This is a genomic window from Sphingomonas sp. Root720 (genome assembly GCF_001428605.1).
In the GTDB taxonomy this organism is placed as follows: Bacteria; Pseudomonadota; Alphaproteobacteria; order Sphingomonadales; family Sphingomonadaceae; genus Rhizorhabdus.
The window spans coordinates 200,573-221,554 of the sequence record NZ_LMID01000015.1 but is presented as its reverse complement, the minus strand read 5'-3'; the positions used below and the strand labels follow the sequence as shown (position 1 = coordinate 221,554).

Sequence of the window (20,982 nt, the reverse complement as noted above, 5' to 3'; positions counted from 1 at the left end):
GGGCGGCCGTCATCCCTCGCCTGTATCCGTCACTCCAGCGAAAGCTGGAGTCTCGGGAGAGGGGAGAAGAGCGGGAGGCAGGAGCCGCCTGAGATTCCAGCTTTCGCTGGAATGACGAATACAGAAACCGTGCGTCTTCACCGTCATTCCCGCTCGTGGGAGTGACGGAAGGAAATATCAGGCCGAGGCCGCCGCCCGCAACCGCTCGACCGCCCTTGCCTTGCCGATCAGCGGCAGCAGCGCGTTCATGTCGGGCCCATGCGCGCGGCCGGTCAGCGCGAGGCGGAGCGGCAGAAAGAGCGTCTTGCCCTTGCGGCCGGTCGCCGCGCCAAGCGCGCCGGTCAATGCCTTCCAGGCCCCGTCGCCCCAGTCGAGGCCCTCCGCCTGCGCGGCGGCCTGCGCCAGATAGTCGCGATCTTCGTCCGCGACGTCGGCCGATACCGATCCCTCGACCACCGCCCACCAGTCGGCCGCCTCGTCGATGCGGGTGAGGTTGGGGCGGATCGCGTCCCAGGCCGCCGCATCCATCCCCGCCGGCAACCGATCGGCGACGGCGTCATGCGACAGCATGTGGATGATCCGGGCGTTGAGCGCCTTGAGCTCCTCGATGTCGAAGCGGGCGGGCGCCCGTCCGAAGCGGGCGAAGTCGAAGCTGTCGAACAGCGCGGCCGGATCGGTAACCGGCTCGACCGGCAGGCTGGTGCCGATCCGGGCGAGCAGCGCGATCAGCGCGACCGGTTCGATCCCCTCCTCCCGGAAGCCGTCGCAGCCGAGCGACCCCAATCGCTTCGACAGTTTGCCCTCGCTGCCGACCAGCAGCGCCTCATGCGCGAAGGCCGGCTCGGGCGCGCCGAGCGCCGCGAACATCTGCAGCTGCAGGCCGGTATTGGTGACATGGTCCTCGCCGCGCACGACATGGGTCACGCCCATGTCGATATCGTCGATCGCGCTGGGCAGCATGTAGAGCCAGCTGCCGTCGGCGCGGCGGATGACGGGATCGGACAGCAGCTTCGGATCGAGCTGCTGCGGCCCGCGGATCAGGTCGTTCCAGCCGATCGGCGATCCATGGTCGAGCAGGAAGCGCCAGTGCGGGCGGCGGCCCTCGGCCTCGAAAGCGGCACGTTCGGCGTCGGAGAGTTCGAGCGCGGCGCGGTCGTAGATCGGCGGCAGCCCGCGTCCGGCGAGGATCTTGCGCTTGAGCTCCAGCTCCTCGGCGCTCTCGTAGCAGGGATAGACCCGGCCCCGCGCGCGCAGGTTCTCGAACCGCGTCTCATAGAGCGCGAAGCGGTCGGACTGCCGCGCCTCGGCGTCGGGGTGGAGGCCGAGCCAGGCGAGGTCGGCCCGGATCGCCGTGGCATTCTCCTCGGTCGAGCGCTCCAGATCGGTGTCGTCGAGCCGCAGCAGGAAGCGTCCGCCGTGCGCACGGGCCCACATCCAGTTGTGGAGCGCGGCGCGGATATTGCCGACGTGGAGCCGGCCGGTGGGGGACGGGGCGAAGCGGGTGACGACCATGGCGGCGCGTCTTAAGCGCATCTCGTCGGTTCAGCCACCCTCTTCCCCATCGGGCACCTTGCGACTAAGAGCGCCCGAGTCTCGGCCACCGCCCTCGGGGATCCTGTCCATGAAACTTCTTGCCGGCAATTCGAACCAGCCGCTCGCCAAGGCGATCGCCGCCTATCTCGAACTGCCGCTGACCGACGCCAGCGTCCGACGCTTCGCCGACGAGGAAGTGTTCGTCGAGATCCACGAGAATGTCCGCGGCGAGGACGTCTTCGTGATCCAGTCGACGGGCTATCCGGCCAACGACAATCTGATGGAACTGCTGATCTGCATCGACGCGCTCAAGCGCTCGTCGGCGCGCCGGATCACCGCGGTCATCCCCTATTTTGGTTATGCCCGTCAGGACCGGAAGCCCGGCCCGCGCACCCCGATCTCGGCCAAGCTGGTCGCCAACCTGCTCGAGACGGCCGGCGCCAGCCGCGTCCTCTCGGTCGATCTCCACGCCGGGCAGATCCAGGGCTTCTTCGATATCCCGACCGACAATCTCTATGCCGCTCCGGTGATGTCGGCCGATATCCAGGCGCGCTTCGGCGGCCGCAACATCATGGTCGTGTCGCCCGACGTCGGCGGCGTGGTCCGCGCCCGCGCGCTCTCCAAGCGCCTCGACAACGCCCCGCTGGCGATCGTCGACAAGCGCCGCGAGCGTGCCGGCGAATCGGAGGTGATGAACATCATCGGCGACGTTTCGGGCCGCTTCTGCATCCTCGTCGACGACATCGTCGATTCGGCCGGCACCCTCTGCAACGCCGCCGCGGCGCTGCGCCAGGCGGGCGCCGAGGATGTCGTCGCCTATGTCACCCACGGCGTCCTGTCGGGCGGCGCGGTCGCGCGCGTCGAGGGTTCGGAGCTGCTCGAGCTGGTGATCACCGACTCGATCGGCGCCCCCGCCGCCGTCGCCGAGGCGAAGAAGATCCGCCACCTCACCATCGCACCGCTGCTGGGCGAGGCGATCAAGCGCATCGCCGACGAAAGCTCGGTGTCGAGCCTTTTCGACTAAGCCCTCACAACGCCGGGCGCGAGGCATCGGCCTCGCTGGGCTTCCTCGCATAAGCGCGGGGCGCGCGTTCGCGCTTGCGGACCTCATTCGAGGTCCCGCGCAGCGTAGGTCACATATCCCCCGCCCACGGATCGTAGCTGCCGAAGTTCCAGACATTGCCCTCCGGGTCGCGCGCGTCGTAGCCGCGGCCGGGGTAGCCGGGATTGTCGTGGGGTTCGGTGACGATCTCGGCGCCGGCCGCCTTCGCCCGGGCATGGTGGGCGTCCGGGTCGGCGACATAGGCGCTGACGCACATGGTGATGCCGCCGGCCTCCCTCGCGGTCTTCCACCCGAACAGCTCGGCCACCTCGCCGGGCCGCGCCGACCCCAGCATCACCATGCCGCCGTCGAGGGTGAGCTGGGCATGGTGGATGATGCCCGGGTCGTCGGGGTCGGGGTGGACGGCGTGCCGTGCGAAGCCGAAGGCGTCGCACAGGAAGTCGATCACGGCGGGCGCATCCTCGTAGCGCAGGCAAGGGATCAGGCGCGATTTGGTCATGGGTCTCCTCCTCGGCAGGCTTGCACTTTGCACCCGACGCGGGGATGACGCCAGCATGACCAACGAAGACATCATCCTGGCCAACCGTCTTGCCGAGGCGGCGGGCGAAGCGATCCGGCCCTTCTTCCGTGCGCGGTTCGAGCGGGAGACCAAGGCCGATGCCTCGCCGGTGACCGAGGCCGATCGCGCCGCCGAGGCGGCGATGCGCGCGATCATCAACGCCGAGCGGCCCGCCGACGGGATCATCGGCGAGGAATATGGCCGCGAGCGCGAGGATGCCGCCCGCGTCTGGGTGCTCGATCCGATCGACGGCACCCGCGCCTTCGTCGCCGGGCGCCCGCTGTTCGGTACGCTGATCGCGCTGGTCGAGGAGGACCAGCCGGTGCTCGGCGTGATCGACCAGCCGATCGCGCGCGACCGCTGGGTCGGGGCCAGGGGGCAGGTGACGTCGTTCAACGGCGTCCCCGCGCGGACGCGGCGCTGCTCGCGGCTGGGCGACGCGCATATCGGCACCACCTCGCCCGCGGCTTTCCCCGCGTCCGACTATGCGCGCTTCCAGAAGGTGAGCGCGAAGGCCGGCGACACCTTATGGGGGGGCGATTGCCATAATTACGGGCTCGCCGCCTCGGGTCATCTCGACGCGGTGATCGAGGCCGGACTCCAGCTCTACGACTTCGCGGCGCTCATCCCGGTGGTCGAGGGCGCGGGCGGGAAGATGACCGACTGGCAGGGGCGGCCGCTCGATGCGCGCAGCCCCGGCCAGGTGATCGCGGCCGGCGATCCGGCGCTGATCGACCAGATCGCGGCGCTCCTGAACTAAAGCGCCGTCATCCCGGCAGGAGCCGGGATCGTCGGGTTGTTACATCCCCAGCTTGTCGGGCTGCTTGCGGTCGCCGGCCTGCTTGCGGTTTTCGCTGACCTTGCCGGTGTCCTTGCGCGGCTTGCCGCTCTTGGTCCGCATCGCGCTCGCCTGCGCGCCGGCCAGGATCGGGCCGCAGGCCGCCGCCTTGGCGTCGCCGATGTCGACGAAGGCGAGCACCGCCGCGAGCGGGCTGGCGACCACGCCCAGCGCGGCGGCGGCGCCGCCCCGCGCGATCAGCTGCGGGCTGATGACGTTGATGCCGGGTTGCGCGAAATAGCCCTTGATGCCGACCGGCGACTGTCCGGAGAACAGGCTGAACTTCTTGGCGTCGGCGCGGAAGCTCATGTCGAGCGACTCGTCCTTGAAGCTGAAGCCGCCCTTCGCCGTCATGACGTTCTTGTCGGTGTCGATCAGGATCGGGTCGGCCGCCGCCACGCCGTCGCGGACGGTGAAGCCGAGCAGGCCGCAATTGATCTCGACCGGCTTCTTCAGCTTGTCCTGCAGCAGCTTCTGCACGAACACGCCCAGGTCGAACTCCGACAGCTGGATATATTGGGTCCAGAAGGTGCCCTTCGGCAGGATGATGGCGATCCGGCCGTTCGAGGTGGCGAGCGAATCGCGCAGCGTGTCGCCGGTGCCCTTCATCTGCACCCGCGCCTTGATCGTGCCGGTGGTGCCCGCCTGCTGGACGCCGAAGCCGGCAAGCAGCTTGCTCATCGGGGTCGGCGACAGGCGGATGTCGTAGTCGGTGACGACCGCCGGCACCCGCGCGTCGATCGAGATGTCGGAGGCGAGATGACCGCCGGCGATGTCGAAGCTGAACGGCGACAGCTTCATCAGGCTCTTGTCGAGGTCGAAGGTCAGGTCGACGTTGCTGATCGGGAATTTCGGATTCCGGAAGTCCTTCACCTTGTAGAGGATGTGCGCGTCGAAGGCGCGGATCGACTCGATGCGCAGCGGCGCGTCGGGCAGGATGCGGGGCGTGCCGCCGGTCTGCGCGACCGCCGCCTGGACGCCCTTCGTCGCCAGGGCCTCGGGCGCATAGCCGATGAACGGCCCGACATCGATGATGTCGACCAGGTTCGAATCGAATGCCGCGTCGAGGAACAGCCGATCCTTCGGGAAGCTGATCGTCATCCTGCCGTGCAGGTCGCTTGCGCCGTAGCGGCCGTTGATGCGGGTGAAGCGCCATTCGCCGTCGACCTTGGTCAGCTTCGACGTGAACAGATAGGTGCGGGTGTCGGGCGCCGCCACGCCGAGGAAGTCGAACAGCAGCCGGACATTGGGGCCGCGCACCTTCAGGTTGAGGTCGGAACCCTCGATCTGGGTCGCGGCCGGCAGCGTGCCGTTCAGGTCGAGATAGGTCGGGCCCGATCGGGCGTGCATTTCGAAATTGGTGCGCCCGAAGGTCACCGTCGAGTTGGGCGACAGCAGCGCCCCGTGCATGGTGAAGGGCTTGGCGCGCAGCGTGCCGGTGCCGGTGAAGGGCACCTTGCCGTCGATCCGGGTGTCGCCCGCCGCGATGTCGCCGACCTTGACGTCGGTGCGCAGCTGCAGCTCGGGATCGATGTAGCGGACCTCGCTGTTGGTCACGTCGGCGCGGCCGATCGTCGGCCACCGGAACGGCTCGCCCTTCTTGTCCGGGTCGCCGAAGGTCCAGCTGTTGCGCTTCTGCGCGTCCCACTCGGCATCCACCTTGCCGCCGTCGAGCACCAGCCAGTCGGCGCGGCGCTCGCCGCCGAAGATCAGCGGGATCGTCTTGATCCGGGTGGCGATGTGGCGCGCCTCGAAGAAATTGGGCCTGGTCGTCCAGCTGGGGTTGGAGATGGTCAGCCCGTCCGCCACGAAACGGGCGTCGATGATGTCGAAATAGAATTGGAAGTCGCCCGCCACCTTCACCTGCCGCTCGGTCATCCGGCTGGCGACCGATTCGAAGGTCGGCTTCAGGAAGCGGCCCTTGGTGACGTAGAGGACGAACCAGGCCAGCACGATCAGGCCGACGATGGTCGCCACCACCGCGAATCCCGCGGCCAGCGTCCAGTTGGCGGGGTCGCGTCGGCCGCGCGGCGGCGCGGGGTCGGAGTCGCCCTCGGGCACCTCGATCGGGGGGTGGGGGATCGGGGGGTGGGGGTCGACTACCATGACCTGGGGAAACCCCTATCCCATGGTGGTGGTTCCGATTCGGTCGGACGGGTTGCAATCCGGTCCGCCGCCGCTTATAGGCCCGCGCTTCCGCGATTTGATGGACGGTCCGGCTGTATGGGCTGCCGTGGCTGTCTGCAAACGTCGCATATCAGGAGACGAAAATGCCCAAGCTCAAGACCAAGAGCGGCGTCAAAAAGCGCTTCAAGCTCACGGCCACCGGCAAGGTGAAGCACGGCGTCGCCGGCAAGCGTCACCGGCTGATCAGCCACAATGCCAAATATATCCGCACCAATCGCGGCACCACGGTTCTCGCTGACGCCGATACGGCCCGCGTGAAGCTGTGGGCCCCGTACGGCCTGAACTGAGGGAGGACCGCTAAATGGCACGCGTCAAGCGCGGTACGACCACCAACGCCAAGCACAAGCGTATTCTTGGTGCGGCGAAGGGTTATTATGGCCGCCGCAAGAACACCATCCGCATCGCGCGTCAGGCCGTCGAGAAGGCCGGCCAGTACGCCTATCGCGACCGCAAGGTTAAGAAGCGCTCGTTCCGCGCGCTCTGGATCCAGCGCATCAACGCCGCTGTCCGCGTCGAAGGCCTGACCTATGGCGTGTTCATGCACGGGCTGAAGCTTGCGGGCGTCGAACTGGACCGGAAGGTCCTGGCCGACCTGGCGATGCACGAGGGCGAGGCTTTCAAGGGCATCATCGCCCAGGCCAAGGCCGCCCTTCCCGAAGGCGCCCGCATCGCGGCGTAAGCCTTCGGACAAGAAACAGGGAGGGCGCGGTGGCCAGGTCACCGCGCCCTTTTTGTTTGTGCTGAACGTCATTCCCGCGAAAGCGGGAATCCATGGATGGCGGCCCGCAGGAGCCTCTTGTCCTTCGTGGCCGTGGATTCCCGCTTTCGCGGGAATGACGTGGGAGAAGGCGAGCGATGGAGAACAGCCGGCGGTCTACATCCTCGCCAGTGGCAGGCACGGTACGCTTTACGTCGGAGTGACTTCCGATCTGCCTGGCCGGATCCATCAGCACCGGGAAAGCTTGATCAAGGGCTTCACCAGCCGCTACGGGGTTTCGCGCCTCGTTCATTTCGAGAGCTTCGACGACATGGCGGCCGCGATCGCCCGGGAGAAGCAGCTTAAGAAGTGGAACAGAGCCTGGAAAATCGAGCTGATCGAGGTGGGAAATCCCGGCTGGGACGATCTCGCCGTGACGTTGTTCGGCTTTCCGGCGGGCATATGAACATCTGCCGTCATTCCCGCGAAAGCGGGAATCCACGGATAGGGATGTGGAATATCGGACGCTTCGCCGTCCATGGATTCCCGCCTTCGCGGGAATGACGAATGTGGGGTTGCAGTGACGATAGAGAATCAGGACGCGCTTTCGGAGATCGCATCGGCGGCAACGCTCGCCGAACTGGAGGCGATTCGCGTGCGGATGCTGGGCAAGTCGGGGACGATCACCGCGTTGCTCAAGACGCTCGGCGGGATGACCCCCGAGCAGCGCCAGGCCGAAGGGCCGAAGATCCATGCGCTGCGCGAGGCGGTTACCCAGGCGATCGCCGATCGCAAGGCGACCCTCGAAGGCGCCGCGCTCGAGGCGCGGCTGGCGACGGAGAAGCTCGACATGAGCCTGCCCGTCTCCGTCGGCATGCAGGGATCGGTCCATCCGGTCGCGCAGGTGATGGACGAACTGGCCGAGATCTTCGCCGATCTGGGCTTTGCGGTCGCGACCGGCCCCGAGATCGAGGACGACTGGCACAATTTCACCGCGCTCAACATTCCGGAAACCCACCCGGCGCGGGCGATGCACGACACCTTCTACTTCCCCGACGCCGAGGACGGAAGGAAGATGCTGCTGCGCACCCACACCTCGCCGGTGCAGATTCGCACGATGATGACCGAGAAGCCGCCGATCCGGATCATCGCGCCGGGGCGGACCTACCGGTCGGATTCGGATGCGACCCACACGCCGATGTTCCACCAGGTCGAGGGGCTGGTGATCGATCGCGGCATCCATATGGGCCATCTGAAGTGGACGCTGGAGACCTTCGTGAAGGCCTTCTTCGAGCGCGACGACATCGTGCTGCGCCTGCGGCCCAGCTTCTTCCCCTTCACCGAGCCCTCGGCCGAGGTCGACGTCGGCTTCACCTGGGAGAAGGGCCGCCGCGTGATCGGCGGTGACCCGACGGCGGCCAATGGCGGCTGGATGGAGATCCTCGGCTCGGGGATGGTGCATTCGCGGGTGATCGCCAATTGCGGCCTCGATCCCGACGAATGGCAGGGCTTCGCCTTCGGTTGCGGCATCGATCGGCTCGCCATGCTCAAATATGGGATGGACGACCTGCGCGCGTTCTTCGACGGCGATCTTCGCTGGCTGAAACATTATGGCTTCGCCGCGCTCGACGTGCCCACGCTGTCGGGAGGAGTCGGCGCATGAAGTTCACGCTGAGCTGGCTCAAGGAGCATCTCGAGACCGAGGTAAGCCTGACCGCGCTGCTCGAAGGGCTGACCAAGGTCGGCCTCGAGGTCGAGGGCGTCGAGGATCCGGCCGAAAAGCTGGGCGCCTTCCGCATCGCGCGCGTGCTGACCGCTGCCCCCCATCCGCAGGCCGACAAGCTGCAGGTGCTGTCGGTCGACGCCGGCGATGGCGGCGAGCCGCTGCAGATCGTCTGCGGCGCCCCCAACGCCCGCGCGGGCCTTGTCGGCGTGCTCGGGCGGCCGGGCGACTATGTCCCGGGCATCGACGTCACCCTGAAGGTCGCGGCGATCCGCGGCGTCGAATCGCGCGGCATGATGTGCTCGATGCGCGAGCTGCAGCTCAGCGACGCGCATGAAGGCATCATCGAGCTGCCGGCGGATGCCCCGGTCGGCGCGGCCTATGTCGAATGGGCCGGGCTGTCCGATCCCGTCATCGACGTCGCGATCACCCCGAACCGGCAAGATTGCATGGGCGTGCGCGGCATCGCCCGCGACTTGGCGGCGGCGGGCCTCGGCACGCTCAAGCCGCTCAACCTGCCGAGCATCGCCGGGCAGGGCGAATGCCCGATCGAGATCCGCACCGACGATCCCGAGGGCTGTCCCGCCTTCTTCGCCCGGGCGGTGAAAGGCGTCGTCAACGGCGACAGCCCCGAATGGCTGGCCAAGCGGCTGATCGCGGTCGGCCAGCGACCGATCTCGGCGCTGGTCGACATCACCAACTATGTGATGCTCGACCATGGCCGCCCGCTGCACGTCTATGATCTCGCCAGGCTCGCCGGCCCGCTGGTCGCGCGCAAGGCGGCGGCGGGCGAGCAGGTGCTGGCGCTCAACGGCAAAAGCTACACGCTCGACGAGACGATGACGGTGATCGCCGACGCCAACGGGCCCGACGACATCGGCGGGATCATGGGCGGCGAGAAGACCGGCGTCACCGCCGCGACCACCGACGTGCTGATCGAGTGCGCCTATTTCGCCCCCGAGGCGATCGCCCGCACCGGCCAGAAGCTAGGCCTCGCGTCCGACGCGCGCAGCCGTTTCGAGCGCGGCGTCGATCCGCAGTTCCTGGGGCAGGGCCTCGCCATCGCGACCCGGCTGGTGATCGACCTGTGCGGCGGCACGCCGACCCAGGTCGTCGAGGCGGGCACCCCGCCGTCGGGCACCAAGGCGCTGCGCTACGATCCGACCCTGACCGAGAAGGTCGCCGGCCTCGTCGTCGAGCCCGAGCGCCAGCGTTCGATCCTCTCGGCGCTGGGCTTCGGCATCGACGCGGTGTGGAACGTCTCGGTGCCGAGCTGGCGCCGCGACGTCGACGGCCCGGCCGACCTGGTCGAGGAGGTGGTCCGCATCATCGGCATCGACAATATCCCGTCGACCCCGCTGCCGCGCGGCGAGGGCGTCGCCCGTCCGACCGCGACCCAGGCGCAGAAGGTCGAGCGCCGCGCCCGCCGCACCGCCGCCGCGCGCGGCCTCAACGAAGCGGTGACCTGGAGCTTCATCAGCGAGGCCGAGGCCGCCCCGTTCGGCGGGGGCGCCTGGACGCTCGCCAATCCGATCAGCGAGGAGCTGAAGATCATGCGGCCCTCGCTGCTGCCCGGGCTGATCGCGGCCGCGCGCCGCAACGCCGATCGCGGGGCCGGCAGCATCCGGCTGTTCGAGGTCGGCCGCCGCTATCTTGCGGACGGCGAGGGGCTGACCCTCGGTCTGCTGCTTGCCGGCGACCGCACCCCGCGCGACTGGCGCAGCGGCAAGGCGCAGGCGTTCGACGCCTTCGACGCCAAGGCCGAGGCGGTAGCGATGCTCGGCGCGGTCGGCGCGCCGGTCGATCGGCTGCAGCTGTTCGACACGGCGTCGAGCGGGGTCTACCATCCCGGCCGCTCGGGCTCTTTGCGGCTTGGCCCCAAGACGGTGCTTGCCGAGTTCGGCGAACTGCACCCCTCGGTGGGGCGAGCCTTCGACATCGAGGGCGTCGTCGTCGCGGCCGAGATCTTCCTCGATGCGATCCCCGTGAAGCGGGCCTCGGCGGACCATATGCGCGAGGCCTATGCGCCGCCGCCGCTCCAGGCGGTGCGCCGCGACTTCGCCTTCCTCGTCGCCGCCGACCGCGCGGTCGACGAACTGCTCCGCGCGGTGCGCGGCGCCGACAAGGCGGCGATCACCGACGCCCGCCTGTTCGACCTGTTCCAGGGGCAGGGCGTCGGCGAGGGCGAGAAGTCGGTCGCGATCGAGGTGGTGCTCCAGCCCGCCGAGAAGAGCTTCACCGACGCCGACCTCCACGCGATCTCCGAAAAGATCGTCGCCGCCGCCGCGAAGCTGGGCGCGCGCTTGCGGGGCTGACGCCCTCCCCGGGGAGGGCGTCAGAGCGGCATCTTGTCGGCTTTGCCCGCCTTCGCGCTCGCGGCCCGCGCCGAATAGCTGTGCCAGGTGAAGACCGCCGCGGCGCCGCGGTGCGGGCTCCAGCGCTGCGCCAGCCGTCGCGTCTCGCGCTCGCTGGGGCGTTCGGGCAGGCCGAGCAGCCGGCCGACCTCGATCTGCACGGCGAGGTCGCCGGCCGGCCAGATGTCGCCCCGCCCCTCGGCGAACAGCAGGTAGATCTCGGCCGACCACCGGCCGATGCCCTTGATCGCGGTCATCTGCGCGATCGCCTCCTCGTCGTCGGGCGGCAGCCGGTCGAAATCGATCGTCCCGCTCGCGACATGGTCGGCCAGGCTCTTGGCATAGGCCGCCTTCTGGCGCGACAGGCCGGCGGCGCGCAGCAGCTCGTCGGGCGCGGCGGCGACCGCCTCGGGCATCAGCCCGGCGCCGACCATCGCCTCCATCCTCGCCCAGATCGCATTGGCGGCGGCGACGCTCACCTGCTGTCCGACGATCGTCCGCAGCAGGGTCTGATAGCCGCGCGCGCGGATGCGCGGCTCGGGATAGCCGATCGATCCGATCATGTGCCGGAAAGCCGGTTCGACATCCGCGAGGGCATCGAGGCTGCGGCGCAACTGGTCGGCGGAAAGGCTCATTTCGGTTCCTGCTCTTGATTTCGCCGGTTCCGCGCTACATAGGCGCGCAAAATCCGGATCCTGCAAATCGGGGGAGTGCTAATGCCCAAGTTGGTTGTCGTCACGCGCGAGGGTGAGGAATCGGTCCTCGATGCCGAGGCCGGCCTGTCGGTGATGGAAGTCATCCGCGATGCCGGAATCGACGAATTGCTGGCGCTTTGCGGCGGGTGCTGTTCCTGCGCGACCTGCCATGTCTTCGTCGATCCCGCCTTCACCGGCGTGCTCCCCGAGATGAGCGACGACGAGAACGACCTGCTCGACAGCAGCGACCACCGCGACGAGCGGTCGCGCCTGTCGTGCCAGCTGACGATGACCGACGATCTCGATGGCCTGACCGTCACGATCGCGCCGGAAGATTGAGCTGTAGGATCGGGCGACCGCCCGATCCTCCTGATTCTTGCTTTTGTTGTTCAGCCCTCAAGCGCCGGGCGCAGGGCATCCGCCCTGCTTGGCTATCCTCGCATAAGCTCGGGCGCGCGTTCGCGCTTGCGGAGCCCTGACGGGCTCCGACGATAAGCTCTGCGTCGGGACATTTATGTCCCGCAAGGCCGAACGGCCGCCCGAGCTTATGCGAGGATAGCCAAGGTCACGGATGTGACCGCCGGCACCTGAGGCAAAAACAAAATTACCCGCGCGTCGCTATCGCGTAGAGCGCGATCGCCGCGGCGTTCGAGATGTTCAGGCTCTCGACCCTGGGGCTGATCGGCAGCTTCGCCAGTTCGTCGCAATGCGTCTCGGTGTTCTGGCGCATGCCCTCGCCCTCGGCGCCGAGCACGATCGCGATTCGCGCATCCCCCATCACCTGCGCCAGCGTACCCTTGGCGTGGCCGCTCAGGCCGATCCGCCAGAAGCCGGCCTCGGCGATCTCCTCGAGCGCGCGGGCGAGATTGACCACCCGGACCCATGGCACCAGCTCCAGCGCCCCCGACGCCGACCGGGCGAGCGCGCCCGATTCGGGCGGCGAATGTCGGTCCTGGGTGACGATGCCGACCGCGTCGAAGGCGGCGGCCGACCGCAGCACCGCGCCGACATTGTGCGGATCGGTGACCTGGTCGAGGACGATGAGCGGGCCGCGGCCGCCCTGTGCCGCCTCCAGCAGGTCGCCCAGCCAGATGTCGGGCAAGGGATCGACCTCGATCACCAGTCCCTGGTGCGGCGCGTCGTGCGGCACCAGCCGGCCGAGGTCGGCGGCATCGGCGTAGGTGACCGGGATGACGGGCGGCAGGTCCAGCGCCGCGACCGCCTCGCGCGTGCCCCACAGCCGCTTGACGGTGCGGTCGGGGTTGGCGAGGGCCGAGAGCACGGCATGGCGCCCCCAGAAGCGGGGGCGGCCCTGGGCGGGTTGGGACGGACGATGGCCTTTGCGCATATGCCCGCCTTAGCGATGGCGGGTGGTTTCGCGCAAGCGTCGCGGCGTTCGTCATTTTTCCCGCCACCGGGCGTTGACAGGCCGGCCCCGATTGGCCATTGAGCCGCCTCGCTTCAGGCGCCTCTGGAAGGGTGGCCGAGTGGTTAAAGGCAGCAGACTGTAAATCTGCCCGTGCAAGCGTACGCTGGTTCGAATCCAGCCCCTTCCACCATCAACGTTTATTTTTCATCGTTACCGACCGGTTCCTCCGATGGGCTTCGGCTCTTGGGGCGTGTGCGGGTTTGCGGCACCCTCATGCCAATATTATCTCGGCTGCGTGATCGTGAGTGACTTCTCGATGACGTCGTCGCCACGCCTAATTTTATATTTGTGCTCGCCAATTCGACCCTGAGCGGCGATCAATCGGTCGACGCTGGCCGGCTGGCTATCAACCTCAACGATGATATCTCCGACCATGATATCCGCCTCGTAGGCAGGATACCCGATGCGAAGTGCCCGAACGGCCTGCGCACGGTTTGTGCCGAGCTTACGCCGAAGCTCCTCCGGTAAGGGTTCGAGCATCATGCCGGTACCGCCGGGCTTAACCGGTGCGAAAAATAATAAGGTCTGTTCGTAAAGGTCGACGCTCCAAGGCGTGAGAGTCGAGCTAAAGCCGAAGGTACTGGCGGACCCGCTCAGGATACTGGAAACCAGGCCGCCACGGCCCGAAACCACCCCCGAGGCGCTCGCCGTCGTTGCGGACATGTTCGGCAGGATCACAGGTTTCATACCTGTCTTGGTCTGCTCATACTGCGCCAAGTAGACAATGTGAGAGGCGCCTATCTCCTTCCCAAATTTCAGGGCGACCTCCCGTTTTCCCATCGGCCCGGAAAAGGCCGAAGAGCCGATCGGGACGAAGCCCCGCTCCCACATGTAGTTTACAATGCTTTCTGGATCCCCCGCCGGCTTGATAAAGATAGGCGGTGTCGAGCTTCGTTCGGTGTAGTTTTCAGTGCCCGGAATCTCTTGGTAGAATTCCTTCGGCGGCGGCGCCGCGGCCGAAGGTCCGGGAATTACAACCGTAAGCGCGAAGCCGGCGACCGCGACAAAAATCTTGAGCATCGAAAGCCCCCTCTCGATTCGCGGCGTCGACCGCGACGGCATACAGGGCGTTGGACCGGGCGTAACGTCAAGTAGGGCTCCACGGGTAGAGCGGACGGTTATGCCGCTACGGGGGAAATTTTCATTTTACATCAAGGCCCTGGTGGAGCATTTCGCACGCGTTTCCTTTCGGATCGACCTCATATCCATGTCGCCCCCACCCCAGAACGGCCGAACCCGTATCGCCCATCTCTTCGGCAGCGATAGCCAGAGCGGGGTCGTGCAGGCCGGAGGCGGGACGGTCGCCAACGAGGGTGGTACCGACCTGTGGCGGCTGCGATCCGACCCCCGGGATTTCGTGCGGCTCCACATACCCCGTAATTTCGAGCGCATCCGGGCCAGGCCGAATCTCGATACCGTGGCGACGGTATTGAACCTGGTCACCGACCCCGAACTCAATCCCAGGGTGCTCGCCGCCGCGAGCCGCTTCCTGCGCGGCTTTCCCGGCCGGGTCGTCAATTCGCCGGACGCGGTGCTGGCGACCGGGCGGGACAGGGTCAGCCGCCTGCTCGCCGGGATCGAAGGGCTGGTCGTGCCCGCGGTCGCCCGCTTCAAGGGCCGCCCCCATCTCGCGAAGGTCGCGATCGAACGCGCCGGCGTCACCTTTCCCGCGATCCTGCGCCGGCCCGGTACGCACAATGGCGAGATCGTCGCGCTCGTGCCCGGGCCCGAGGAGCTGGAGGCCCGCCTCGACCCGGCGAAGACCTATCTGCTGACCAGCTTCGTCGACACGCGCGACGCCGACGCGCTCTATCACAAGATCCGGCTCTACTGGTTCGGGGCGGCGTCGCTGGTACGCCATATGCTGGTGTCTGACCGATGGAATGTGCACGGGCCGGACCGCGAGCGGTTCATGGGCGGCCATCCGCACTGGATCGGCGTCGAGCGCACCCTGCTCGACCGCGGCCTGGACGGTCTGCCGGCACCGGCGCGGCAGGCGATGCTCGGGGTCCGGGCGCGGATGCCGCTCGACTATTTCGGGATCGATTTCGCGCTGCTGCCCGACGGGCGCGCGTTGCTGTTCGAGGCGAACGCCACGATGAATTTCTATCCGCTGTCGACCGACCCGCGCTTCGACTATACGGGCGCCCCGATCGAGGCGGCGGCCCGCACGCTGTTCGATCGCATGCTCGAGACGGCGGACAGGTGAGCCGCTCCCCGTCCTTGTTCCGCCTCGAAACCGCGCGATCGTTCTATTTCAGCGAGAGGATATAGTCGGCGATCATCGCCGCCGAATCCGGATTCTTGAGGCCGCCGAACGGCATGCGGTTGCCCGGCACGGTCTTCTGCGGCTCCTGGATGAAGGCGATCAGATTGGCGCGGGTCCATTTGAGCTTCGAATTCTTCATCGCGGGCGAGAAGTTGAAGCCGGCCACGTCGCCCGCCTTGGTGTTGGCGATGCCGAACAGATTGGGGCCGATTCCGTTCGGGGCGCCCTTGTCGACCTTGTGACAGGCACCGCACACGCCGAACGCCGGCGGCTTGGGCAGCGGGGCAGCCAGTGCAGGCGCCCCCAGCGAAGCGGCGACGATCGAGGCAAGTGCAAGGCGCTTGAGCATTGAAGACCCTTTCCAGGCCGGGCGGCCGCCATGGCCGCTCGCGACGCTGGACCGTCTATTGCTGGTGGCCGCCTGTCGCAAGGCTGAACGACGACCGGCCGCGTCGGCGGCCTCCTGCTCGACTCCGATTGATTTGATCGCGTTTTTATAGCTAGATGGAAATCAGAACGGGCCTGATGGGGCAGGCTTTGTCGTTGACGGCGGCTATTCATGCCCGATGAGTATTTGCCGGTTTGACAGCGACGTCGAAGGGGGTCGATTCGTGATCAGATCAGAACTGGTACAGTTGCTGTCGCAGGATAATCCCGACCTTTCTCCCAAAGAAGTGGAGAAGATCGTGTCGACCTTGTTCGATGCGATTACCAAGAGGCTGGCCGAAGGTGGCCGCGTGGAGCTTCGCGGTTTCGGCGCTTTTTCTACGCGGGCGCGGAGTGCGCGGGTCGGGCGAAATCCCAGGACTGGCGATACCGTGCCGGTTTCGGCGAAGCGCGTGCCCTATTTCAAGCCCGGAAAGGAAATGCGGGTCCGCCTTAACGTCTGACGACGCGGCCGACCGATTCGCGCTTGGCGCGTCCGGCGAGGCTGGTTATGCACCGGCAGCGACGCTGCGGGCGTGGCGAAACTGGTAGACGCAACGGACTTGAATCCACATTCGAGTGCCCATCGGGAAACCCATGGTGCAGAACTGCTCAAATTCGGGGAAGCCTGTTTCCTGGTGATCCCGAGCCAAGCCGCCGGCCGACGTCGCAGGACGTAAACCGCGCGGAAGGTGTAGAGACTAGACGGGCAGCGCCTACGTCCGCCGCTTCTTTGTGAAGGCGGCGGATAGGGCGAAGGGATAGTCCAGACCACGAACGAACCGGTCGACCGCGGCCGGATCGGCGGCGAAAGCCGAAGTGGTACGAAAATCCGTAAGGTCGCGAGACCTGTGGGGGTTCGATTCCCCCCGCCCGCACCACAGCCTCCCGGTCCCGGCTCCCAGGCTTCGGCTACGCGCCGCATAGGCCCGGCAAAAGCACCGGTCGGATCGCGCTGGCAATTGTTAGCATATGCAAAGTCACGGTTTGCACAGGCTTTTTCTGTTTCACGCGGCGTGTTTTTGGGGCAATTGTCGCGCAACACCGTGCGCTGAGCGTGCGCAAGGCTGTTCCTTCGGCGCCGGCTCGCCCGTTCGGGAGCGGCCGGATGCGGGGATTGACGGGGCTGTGATGCGTAAAAGGGGCATGGCGAAGGCGGCACTATCGGCTCTGGCGGGGGCGTTGTCCCTGTCCGGGCCGTCCTTGGCCGCCGCGCAGCCGGTTCCGGCCGCCGCGGCGCCCGTCGCGCCGGCGCCGGCCGCGCCGCTCAAGCCCTACCGGATCAATCCCGGCGACGAGATCGAGATCTACGTCTGGGGCGACGATCGCCTCCAGCGCGTGCTCAAGGTTCTCCCCGACGGCAGCGTCTCCTTTCCGCTCGTCGGCCGGATCGACGCGCTCAACAAGCTGCCCACCGATCTCGAGGGAGTGATCGTGGCCGGGTTGGCCGATCAGTATCGCAATACCGTTCCCAGGGTGACCGTGTCGGTGAAGAATCCGAGCGGCCTCAGCTTCTCGGTCGCGGGCAAGGTGCGGGCGCCGGGCGCCTTCACCCCCGGCCATTACGTCAACGTGCTCGAGGCGATCAGCATCGCCGGCGGGCCGACCGAGTTCGCCGATCTCGGCCGGGTGAAGATCTACCGCAAGCAGGGCTCGCAGATCCAGGTGATCGACGTCCGGCTCGACACGGCCATGAAAGGATCGCCATCGGCAAGCGACCTCCGGGGCGCGATCGTCGAACTGCAGAGCGGCGATACCGTGGTGGTGCCATGAGGGGGATGCGTCGGGGGATGCGCTGTTCGGTTCTGATCGTCGCCGGCCTCGTCGCGAGTGGCCCGGCGCTGTCCGCCACGACCAAGCTGACGGTCGAGACCAATTACCGGCTGGGGTACGACACCAATCCCTTCCTGTCGGCGGGGAGCGATCTTTCCGCCACCTATGTCGAGACCGGGATCGCGCCGAAGCTGGTCAGGCAGTCGGAGAAGGGGCAGGTCTCGCTGTCGGGCCATTTCGACCGGACCGCCTATCTCGAGAAGTATGGCAAGGCCGATCGCTACGGCGGCGAGCTGGCGGCGCAGCAGCAGGTCACGCCGAAGCTGAGCGTCTTCGCCGCGCTGCGCTACGACAGCGGGATCATCGGCCAGGGCAACGACAACGTCACCGGCAATCCGGCAGACAATCCCGACGTCAACCTGATCGGCCTGCGCCGCCGCGCCGACACGTACAGCGCCAGCGGTGGCTTCCAGTACCAGGTGGGCCCCAAGGATACGGTCTCGGTCGACGGCGGCTATACCGCGAACCGCTATCGCAACGGCCCGCCCGGCAACGATTCGGACAATTATGGCGGCCGCGTCGGCTGGCAGCACGCGGTCAGCCCACGCTCGAAGATCGGGATCAGCGGCTCGGTCTACAAGATCGACTATGACACGCCCGGCCTGAGCACGCTGATCATGCAGCCGTCGGTCACCTTCTCGTCGCAGCTCAGCCAGAGCTGGACGGTCGATGCGTCGCTCGGGGTGTCGTTCAGCGACCTGTCGCTGCCCTTCACGGTGGTGGGCGCGCCGCGCAGCGCCAACTCCACCGGCCTTTCGGGCTCGCTCGAGCTCTGCCACACCGGCGCGAAGGACCATTTCTGCTTCTACGGCGATCGCTCGGTCAGCGCCTCGGGCGCCGGCGGCACGGTCGAGCAGACCCAACTCGGCGTCAATTACCGCCGCGCGCTCACCGAACGGGTCGGCTTCACCTGGACCGGCAGCTATTCGCGCAGCAAGTCGCAGGCGGGTGGCCTGGGCACGCGCCAGTTCGTCACCGGCGTCGCCGGGCTCGACTGGCGGGTGCTCCGTGGCCTGACCATCGGTGCCGAAGGCCGGTATCGCGACGTCTATGGCCAGGGCTTCCCGGTCAAGGCCGACATCGGCGGCGAGGTCTTCGCCAGGCTGCAGCTGACGGGGCGGTGATGAACGACCCGGCCGACCAGATGGGCGACGTCGAGCTTGCGGACGGCCTGCTGGCCTATCTGCCGCAGATCCTCGTCCAGCGCCGCTGGCTCGTCCTGATCCCGTTCGTCGTCGGCGCGGGGACCGGCATCGGGCTCGCCTACGGCCTGCCGGCCCTCTACCGGTCCTCGGCCACGGTCGTCGTCGAATCCAAGGAGCTGCCCGAGGCGATCGCCGCCACGTCGGTCGACGACCTGATCGACCAGCGGATCGCCCGGATCAAGCAGCAGATATTGAGCCGGCCCGGCCTGATCGAGCTGATCCGGCAGAACGATCTCTATCCTTCGCAGCGCCGCTCCCAGTCGCTGTCCGCGATCATCGAGCGAATGCGCGGCGCGACCGCCATCACGCCGGTGACGGCGGGGATCGACAAGCTCGCCGAACGGCGCGGCACGTCGAACACGATCGCCTTCTCGGTCGCCTTCACCTATTCGGATCCGGGCAAGGCGCAGGCGGTGACGCAACAGTTCACCGAAAGGCTGCTCAAGCTCGACAGCACCCAGCTGGCGGCGCAGGCCGATGCCACCGTCGGTTTCCTGCGCGACCAGTCCGCCCAGATCCAGGGCCAGATCAGCGAGATCGAGGGCAAGATCGCCGAGATCAAGTCGCGCAACGGGCTGGCGTTGTCGCGGATCGGCGGCTTCATCCCGTCGACCGCCAATTACGACGTGCAGATCTCCCAGCTCCAGCGCGAGAATAGCGAGCTGCAGGCGAAGCTGAACAGCGGCAGCACCAATGCCGACGAACGGGTGTCGCAGGCGGAGACCGGGCTGGCCGCCGCCCAGGCGCTCTATTCGGACAATCATCCCGACGTGATCGCCGCGCGGCAGCGGCTGACCGAGGCCCGCGCCGCGGCCAAGGCCAATACCGGTCCGCGCAACAACCCGGCCGTCACCGCGCAGATCGCCGCCAACAACCGCACCATCGCCTCGCTCAACGGCGCCAAGTCGGCCGACATGTCGCGCGCCAGCGCGGCCGTCTCCGCCCAGAGCGCGGCGCCGTTGATCGAGGAGAGCATCCGCCAGCTCGAGGCCAAGTCCGACGGCCTGCGCGCCAATTACGATCGTATCTCCGGCAATCTGCTGGCGGCCGAAGCGGCGCAGAAGATGGCCGCCGAGCAGCGCGGCGAGCGGCTCGTGCTGGTCGATCCGCCGACCTTGCCCGACGAGCCCAATTCGCCCAACCGCGCCCTGCTGATCATCGGCGGTTTCGCGGTGGGGATCACGGTCGGTCTCACCCTGGCGATGCTCGTCGAGCTGCTGCGGCGGCCGATCCGCGGCTCGGCGGCGTTGCAGTCGCTGCTCGGCGTCGGCCCGCTCGTGGTCATACCGACCTTGAAGCCCAAGCGTCGCGCCAAGGGCCGCAAGAAAAGGGGCGGCTTCCTGTGGCGGCGGCGGGCGGCCCGGGCATGAGCTATGTCCCGCCCGAGCCGGTAGAGCCGGCCGCGACCGTGCCGGGGGATGCCGACCGATCGACCGGCTTCGAACGGCTGCGCGAGACCGGAATCTACGGCTTCGACAGCCGCGACATGCGGTCGCGCCCCTTCACCCTGTTGCGCGCGCAGCTGCTGCGGATCGCGCGCGCGCGCGGCTGGCGGATCATCGGCATCACCTCGCCGACGCCGAAGGTCGGCAAGAGCTTCGTCGCGTCGAATCTCGCCGCCGCGCTGGCGCGGACGCCCGACCTGCACACCTATCTGTTTGACTTCGACCTGCGCCGCTCGACCATCGCCAGGAATTTCGGGCTGACGGGCGAGGTCGGGGTCTCGCATTATCTCGACGGGACGATCAACGACCTGCGGCAGGTGGCGCGTACCATCCCGAACGAGCAGCTCACCATCTTCCCCAGCTATCCCAACGCCGCCGCATCCGACGAGCTGATGGCGTCGCCCCGGATGGACTCGCTGATCGCGGCGATGCGCCAGCTGCCCGAGAACAGCCTGTGCCTGTGCGATCTGCCGCCGGTGTTCGCCAATGACGATGCCGTCATCGTCAGCCAGAAGATCGACGCCTATCTGATGGTGGTGGAGGACGGCGTCACCACGCGTAAGCAGGTCCGGGACAGCTTCCGGCTGCTCACCCCGGCTCCTTGCATCGGCACCGTGCTCAACCGTTACAGCGCGGGCTTCGTCGCCGACGATTATGGCTATGGCTATGGCCAGGCCAAGCGCTATGGCGGTTATTACAGCGATTGAGCCTGGCGCGCCGATGCCG

21 protein-coding genes and 1 tRNA gene are annotated in these 20,982 nt (G+C 67.5%); 15 read left to right on the top strand and 7 right to left on the bottom strand.

Features of this window, described 5'->3' with window-relative positions; all coding sequences use genetic code 11:
• Positions 1–177: 177 nt before the first annotated feature.
• Positions 178–1,512 carry a glutamate--tRNA ligase gene (gene gltX, locus ASE22_RS23185; protein WP_056365312.1) on the bottom strand — a complete coding sequence of 445 codons (1,335 nt, stop codon included), beginning with the start codon at positions 1,510–1,512 and terminating at the stop codon, positions 178–180.
• A gap of 109 nt (positions 1,513–1,621) precedes the next feature.
• Between gltX and ASE22_RS23180 the strand changes: the two genes are divergently transcribed.
• Positions 1,622–2,557 carry a ribose-phosphate pyrophosphokinase gene (locus ASE22_RS23180; RefSeq protein ID WP_056365310.1) on the top strand — a complete coding sequence of 312 codons (936 nt, stop codon included), beginning with the start codon at positions 1,622–1,624 and terminating at the stop codon, positions 2,555–2,557.
• A 109-nt stretch (positions 2,558–2,666) separates the two neighbouring features.
• On the opposite strand, the gene ASE22_RS23175 is transcribed toward ASE22_RS23180, so the two are convergent.
• Positions 2,667–3,095 (bottom strand): VOC family protein, encoded by a 429-nt coding sequence (locus ASE22_RS23175; protein ID WP_056365307.1) that lies wholly within the window; start codon positions 3,093–3,095, stop codon positions 2,667–2,669.
• A 55-nt stretch (positions 3,096–3,150) separates the two neighbouring features.
• On the opposite strand from ASE22_RS23175, the gene hisN reads away from it, so the two are divergent.
• Positions 3,151–3,915, top strand: coding sequence for a histidinol-phosphatase (hisN, locus tag ASE22_RS23170; RefSeq protein ID WP_056365304.1), 765 nt, complete (start codon positions 3,151–3,153; stop codon positions 3,913–3,915).
• Positions 3,916–3,954: 39 nt separating this feature from the next.
• Here hisN and ASE22_RS23165 read toward each other — a convergent pair whose 3' ends face one another.
• Entirely contained in the window at positions 3,955–6,099 is a 2,145-nt protein-coding gene (locus ASE22_RS23165) for an AsmA family protein (RefSeq protein ID WP_056365301.1), read from the bottom strand.
• A 164-nt stretch (positions 6,100–6,263) separates the two neighbouring features.
• Between ASE22_RS23165 and rpmI the strand changes: the two genes are divergently transcribed.
• The 5 genes from rpmI to pheT all read left to right on the top strand — a co-directional run bounded on the left by rpmI (position 6,264) and on the right by pheT (position 10,915).
• The gene (gene rpmI / locus ASE22_RS23160; RefSeq protein ID WP_056365297.1) at positions 6,264–6,467 is read left to right on the top strand and encodes a 50S ribosomal protein L35; all 204 of its coding nucleotides are present in this window, start codon (positions 6,264–6,266) and stop codon (positions 6,465–6,467) included.
• Positions 6,468–6,481: 14 nt separating this feature from the next.
• Positions 6,482–6,859: a 50S ribosomal protein L20 gene (gene rplT, locus ASE22_RS23155; protein WP_056365294.1), complete on the top strand. Its 378-nt coding sequence runs from the start codon at positions 6,482–6,484 to the stop codon at positions 6,857–6,859.
• Between the two features lie 154 nt (positions 6,860–7,013).
• Positions 7,014–7,343, top strand: a complete 330-nt coding sequence (locus tag ASE22_RS23150; protein WP_056365291.1) for a GIY-YIG nuclease family protein — start codon at positions 7,014–7,016, stop codon at positions 7,341–7,343.
• 114 nt (positions 7,344–7,457) lie between these two features.
• Positions 7,458–8,540: a phenylalanine--tRNA ligase subunit alpha gene (gene pheS / locus ASE22_RS23145; RefSeq protein WP_056365288.1), complete on the top strand. Its 1,083-nt coding sequence runs from the start codon at positions 7,458–7,460 to the stop codon at positions 8,538–8,540.
• The gene (gene pheT, locus ASE22_RS23140; RefSeq protein WP_056365285.1) at positions 8,537–10,915 is read left to right on the top strand and encodes a phenylalanine--tRNA ligase subunit beta; all 2,379 of its coding nucleotides are present in this window, start codon (positions 8,537–8,539) and stop codon (positions 10,913–10,915) included. The genes pheS and pheT overlap by 4 nt, the downstream gene beginning before the upstream one ends.
• 20 nt (positions 10,916–10,935) lie before the next feature.
• Here pheT and ASE22_RS23135 read toward each other — a convergent pair whose 3' ends face one another.
• Positions 10,936–11,589 (bottom strand): DNA-3-methyladenine glycosylase family protein, encoded by a 654-nt coding sequence (locus ASE22_RS23135; protein WP_056365282.1) that lies wholly within the window; start codon positions 11,587–11,589, stop codon positions 10,936–10,938.
• Positions 11,590–11,670: 81 nt separating this feature from the next.
• On the opposite strand from ASE22_RS23135, the gene ASE22_RS23130 reads away from it, so the two are divergent.
• Positions 11,671–11,988 (top strand): 2Fe-2S iron-sulfur cluster-binding protein, encoded by a 318-nt coding sequence (locus tag ASE22_RS23130; RefSeq protein WP_056365279.1) that lies wholly within the window; start codon positions 11,671–11,673, stop codon positions 11,986–11,988.
• Between the two features lie 265 nt (positions 11,989–12,253).
• Here the strand turns inward: ASE22_RS23130 and rlmB are convergent, their stop codons facing one another.
• On the bottom strand, positions 12,254–12,997 hold the full coding sequence (gene rlmB / locus ASE22_RS23125; protein ID WP_056365276.1) for a 23S rRNA (guanosine(2251)-2'-O)-methyltransferase RlmB: 744 nt from the start codon (positions 12,995–12,997) through the stop codon (positions 12,254–12,256).
• 125 nt (positions 12,998–13,122) lie between these two features.
• On the opposite strand from rlmB, the gene ASE22_RS23120 reads away from it, so the two are divergent.
• Positions 13,123–13,208, top strand: a tRNA-Tyr gene (locus ASE22_RS23120).
• A 92-nt stretch (positions 13,209–13,300) separates the two neighbouring features.
• Here ASE22_RS23120 and ASE22_RS23115 read toward each other — a convergent pair.
• On the bottom strand, positions 13,301–14,098 hold the full coding sequence (locus ASE22_RS23115; RefSeq protein ID WP_056365273.1) for a hypothetical protein: 798 nt from the start codon (positions 14,096–14,098) through the stop codon (positions 13,301–13,303).
• Positions 14,099–14,285: 187 nt separating this feature from the next.
• Here ASE22_RS23115 and ASE22_RS23110 point away from each other — a divergent pair, with 187 nt between their 5' ends.
• Positions 14,286–15,287 (top strand): hypothetical protein, encoded by a 1,002-nt coding sequence (locus tag ASE22_RS23110; protein WP_056366134.1) that lies wholly within the window; start codon positions 14,286–14,288, stop codon positions 15,285–15,287.
• 43 nt (positions 15,288–15,330) lie between these two features.
• Here ASE22_RS23110 and ASE22_RS23105 read toward each other — a convergent pair whose 3' ends face one another.
• Complete coding sequence (locus ASE22_RS23105; protein ID WP_056365270.1) at positions 15,331–15,696, bottom strand: c-type cytochrome; 366 nt, start codon at positions 15,694–15,696, stop codon at positions 15,331–15,333.
• Between the two features lie 262 nt (positions 15,697–15,958).
• On the opposite strand from ASE22_RS23105, the gene ASE22_RS23100 reads away from it, so the two are divergent.
• The 5 genes from ASE22_RS23100 (at position 15,959) to ASE22_RS23080 (ending at position 20,963) form a co-directional block, all read left to right on the top strand.
• Positions 15,959–16,237, top strand: coding sequence for an integration host factor subunit beta (locus tag ASE22_RS23100; protein ID WP_056601488.1), 279 nt, complete (start codon positions 15,959–15,961; stop codon positions 16,235–16,237).
• A 667-nt stretch (positions 16,238–16,904) separates the two neighbouring features.
• Positions 16,905–17,546: a polysaccharide biosynthesis/export family protein gene (locus ASE22_RS23095; protein WP_082545590.1), complete on the top strand. Its 642-nt coding sequence runs from the start codon at positions 16,905–16,907 to the stop codon at positions 17,544–17,546.
• 17 nt (positions 17,547–17,563) lie between these two features.
• Positions 17,564–18,730, top strand: coding sequence for a hypothetical protein (locus ASE22_RS23090; RefSeq protein WP_056365263.1), 1,167 nt, complete (start codon positions 17,564–17,566; stop codon positions 18,728–18,730).
• A complete protein-coding gene (locus tag ASE22_RS23085; protein ID WP_056365260.1) occupies positions 18,730–20,181 on the top strand; it encodes a GumC family protein in 1,452 nt (483 codons plus the stop codon). The genes ASE22_RS23090 and ASE22_RS23085 overlap by 1 nt, the downstream gene beginning before the upstream one ends.
• Positions 20,178–20,963: a CpsD/CapB family tyrosine-protein kinase gene (locus ASE22_RS23080; RefSeq protein ID WP_056366128.1), complete on the top strand. Its 786-nt coding sequence runs from the start codon at positions 20,178–20,180 to the stop codon at positions 20,961–20,963. The genes ASE22_RS23085 and ASE22_RS23080 overlap by 4 nt, the downstream gene beginning before the upstream one ends.
• Positions 20,964–20,982 lie beyond the last annotated feature (19 nt).

What these genes read in the sequence shown, in the direction of transcription:
- pheT (WP_056365285.1), top strand. Translation starts at nt 8,537, where the DNA reads ATGAAGTTCACGCTGAGCTGGCTCAAGGAGCATCTCGAGACCGAGGTA.
- rpmI (WP_056365297.1), top strand. Translation starts at nt 6,264, where the DNA reads ATGCCCAAGCTCAAGACCAAGAGCGGCGTCAAAAAGCGCTTCAAGCTC.
- ASE22_RS23090 (WP_056365263.1), top strand. Translation starts at nt 17,564, where the DNA reads ATGCGCTGTTCGGTTCTGATCGTCGCCGGCCTCGTCGCGAGTGGCCCG.
- ASE22_RS23175 (WP_056365307.1), bottom strand. Translation starts at nt 3,095, where the DNA reads ATGACCAAATCGCGCCTGATCCCTTGCCTGCGCTACGAGGATGCGCCC.
- hisN (WP_056365304.1), top strand. Translation starts at nt 3,151, where the DNA reads ATGACCAACGAAGACATCATCCTGGCCAACCGTCTTGCCGAGGCGGCG.
- ASE22_RS23105 (WP_056365270.1), bottom strand. Translation starts at nt 15,696, where the DNA reads ATGCTCAAGCGCCTTGCACTTGCCTCGATCGTCGCCGCTTCGCTGGGG.
- ASE22_RS23115 (WP_056365273.1), bottom strand. Translation starts at nt 14,098, where the DNA reads ATGCTCAAGATTTTTGTCGCGGTCGCCGGCTTCGCGCTTACGGTTGTA.
- gltX (WP_056365312.1), bottom strand. Translation starts at nt 1,512, where the DNA reads ATGGTCGTCACCCGCTTCGCCCCGTCCCCCACCGGCCGGCTCCACGTC.
- ASE22_RS23095 (WP_082545590.1), top strand. Translation starts at nt 16,905, where the DNA reads ATGCGTAAAAGGGGCATGGCGAAGGCGGCACTATCGGCTCTGGCGGGG.
- rlmB (WP_056365276.1), bottom strand. Translation starts at nt 12,997, where the DNA reads ATGCGCAAAGGCCATCGTCCGTCCCAACCCGCCCAGGGCCGCCCCCGC.
- ASE22_RS23135 (WP_056365282.1), bottom strand. Translation starts at nt 11,589, where the DNA reads ATGAGCCTTTCCGCCGACCAGTTGCGCCGCAGCCTCGATGCCCTCGCG.
- ASE22_RS23130 (WP_056365279.1), top strand. Translation starts at nt 11,671, where the DNA reads ATGCCCAAGTTGGTTGTCGTCACGCGCGAGGGTGAGGAATCGGTCCTC.
- ASE22_RS23150 (WP_056365291.1), top strand. Translation starts at nt 7,014, where the DNA reads ATGACGTGGGAGAAGGCGAGCGATGGAGAACAGCCGGCGGTCTACATC.
- ASE22_RS23165 (WP_056365301.1), bottom strand. Translation starts at nt 6,099, where the DNA reads ATGGTAGTCGACCCCCACCCCCCGATCCCCCACCCCCCGATCGAGGTG.
- ASE22_RS23180 (WP_056365310.1), top strand. Translation starts at nt 1,622, where the DNA reads ATGAAACTTCTTGCCGGCAATTCGAACCAGCCGCTCGCCAAGGCGATC.
- ASE22_RS23110 (WP_056366134.1), top strand. Translation starts at nt 14,286, where the DNA reads ATGTCGCCCCCACCCCAGAACGGCCGAACCCGTATCGCCCATCTCTTC.
- ASE22_RS23085 (WP_056365260.1), top strand. Translation starts at nt 18,730, where the DNA reads ATGAACGACCCGGCCGACCAGATGGGCGACGTCGAGCTTGCGGACGGC.
- ASE22_RS23080 (WP_056366128.1), top strand. Translation starts at nt 20,178, where the DNA reads ATGAGCTATGTCCCGCCCGAGCCGGTAGAGCCGGCCGCGACCGTGCCG.
- rplT (WP_056365294.1), top strand. Translation starts at nt 6,482, where the DNA reads ATGGCACGCGTCAAGCGCGGTACGACCACCAACGCCAAGCACAAGCGT.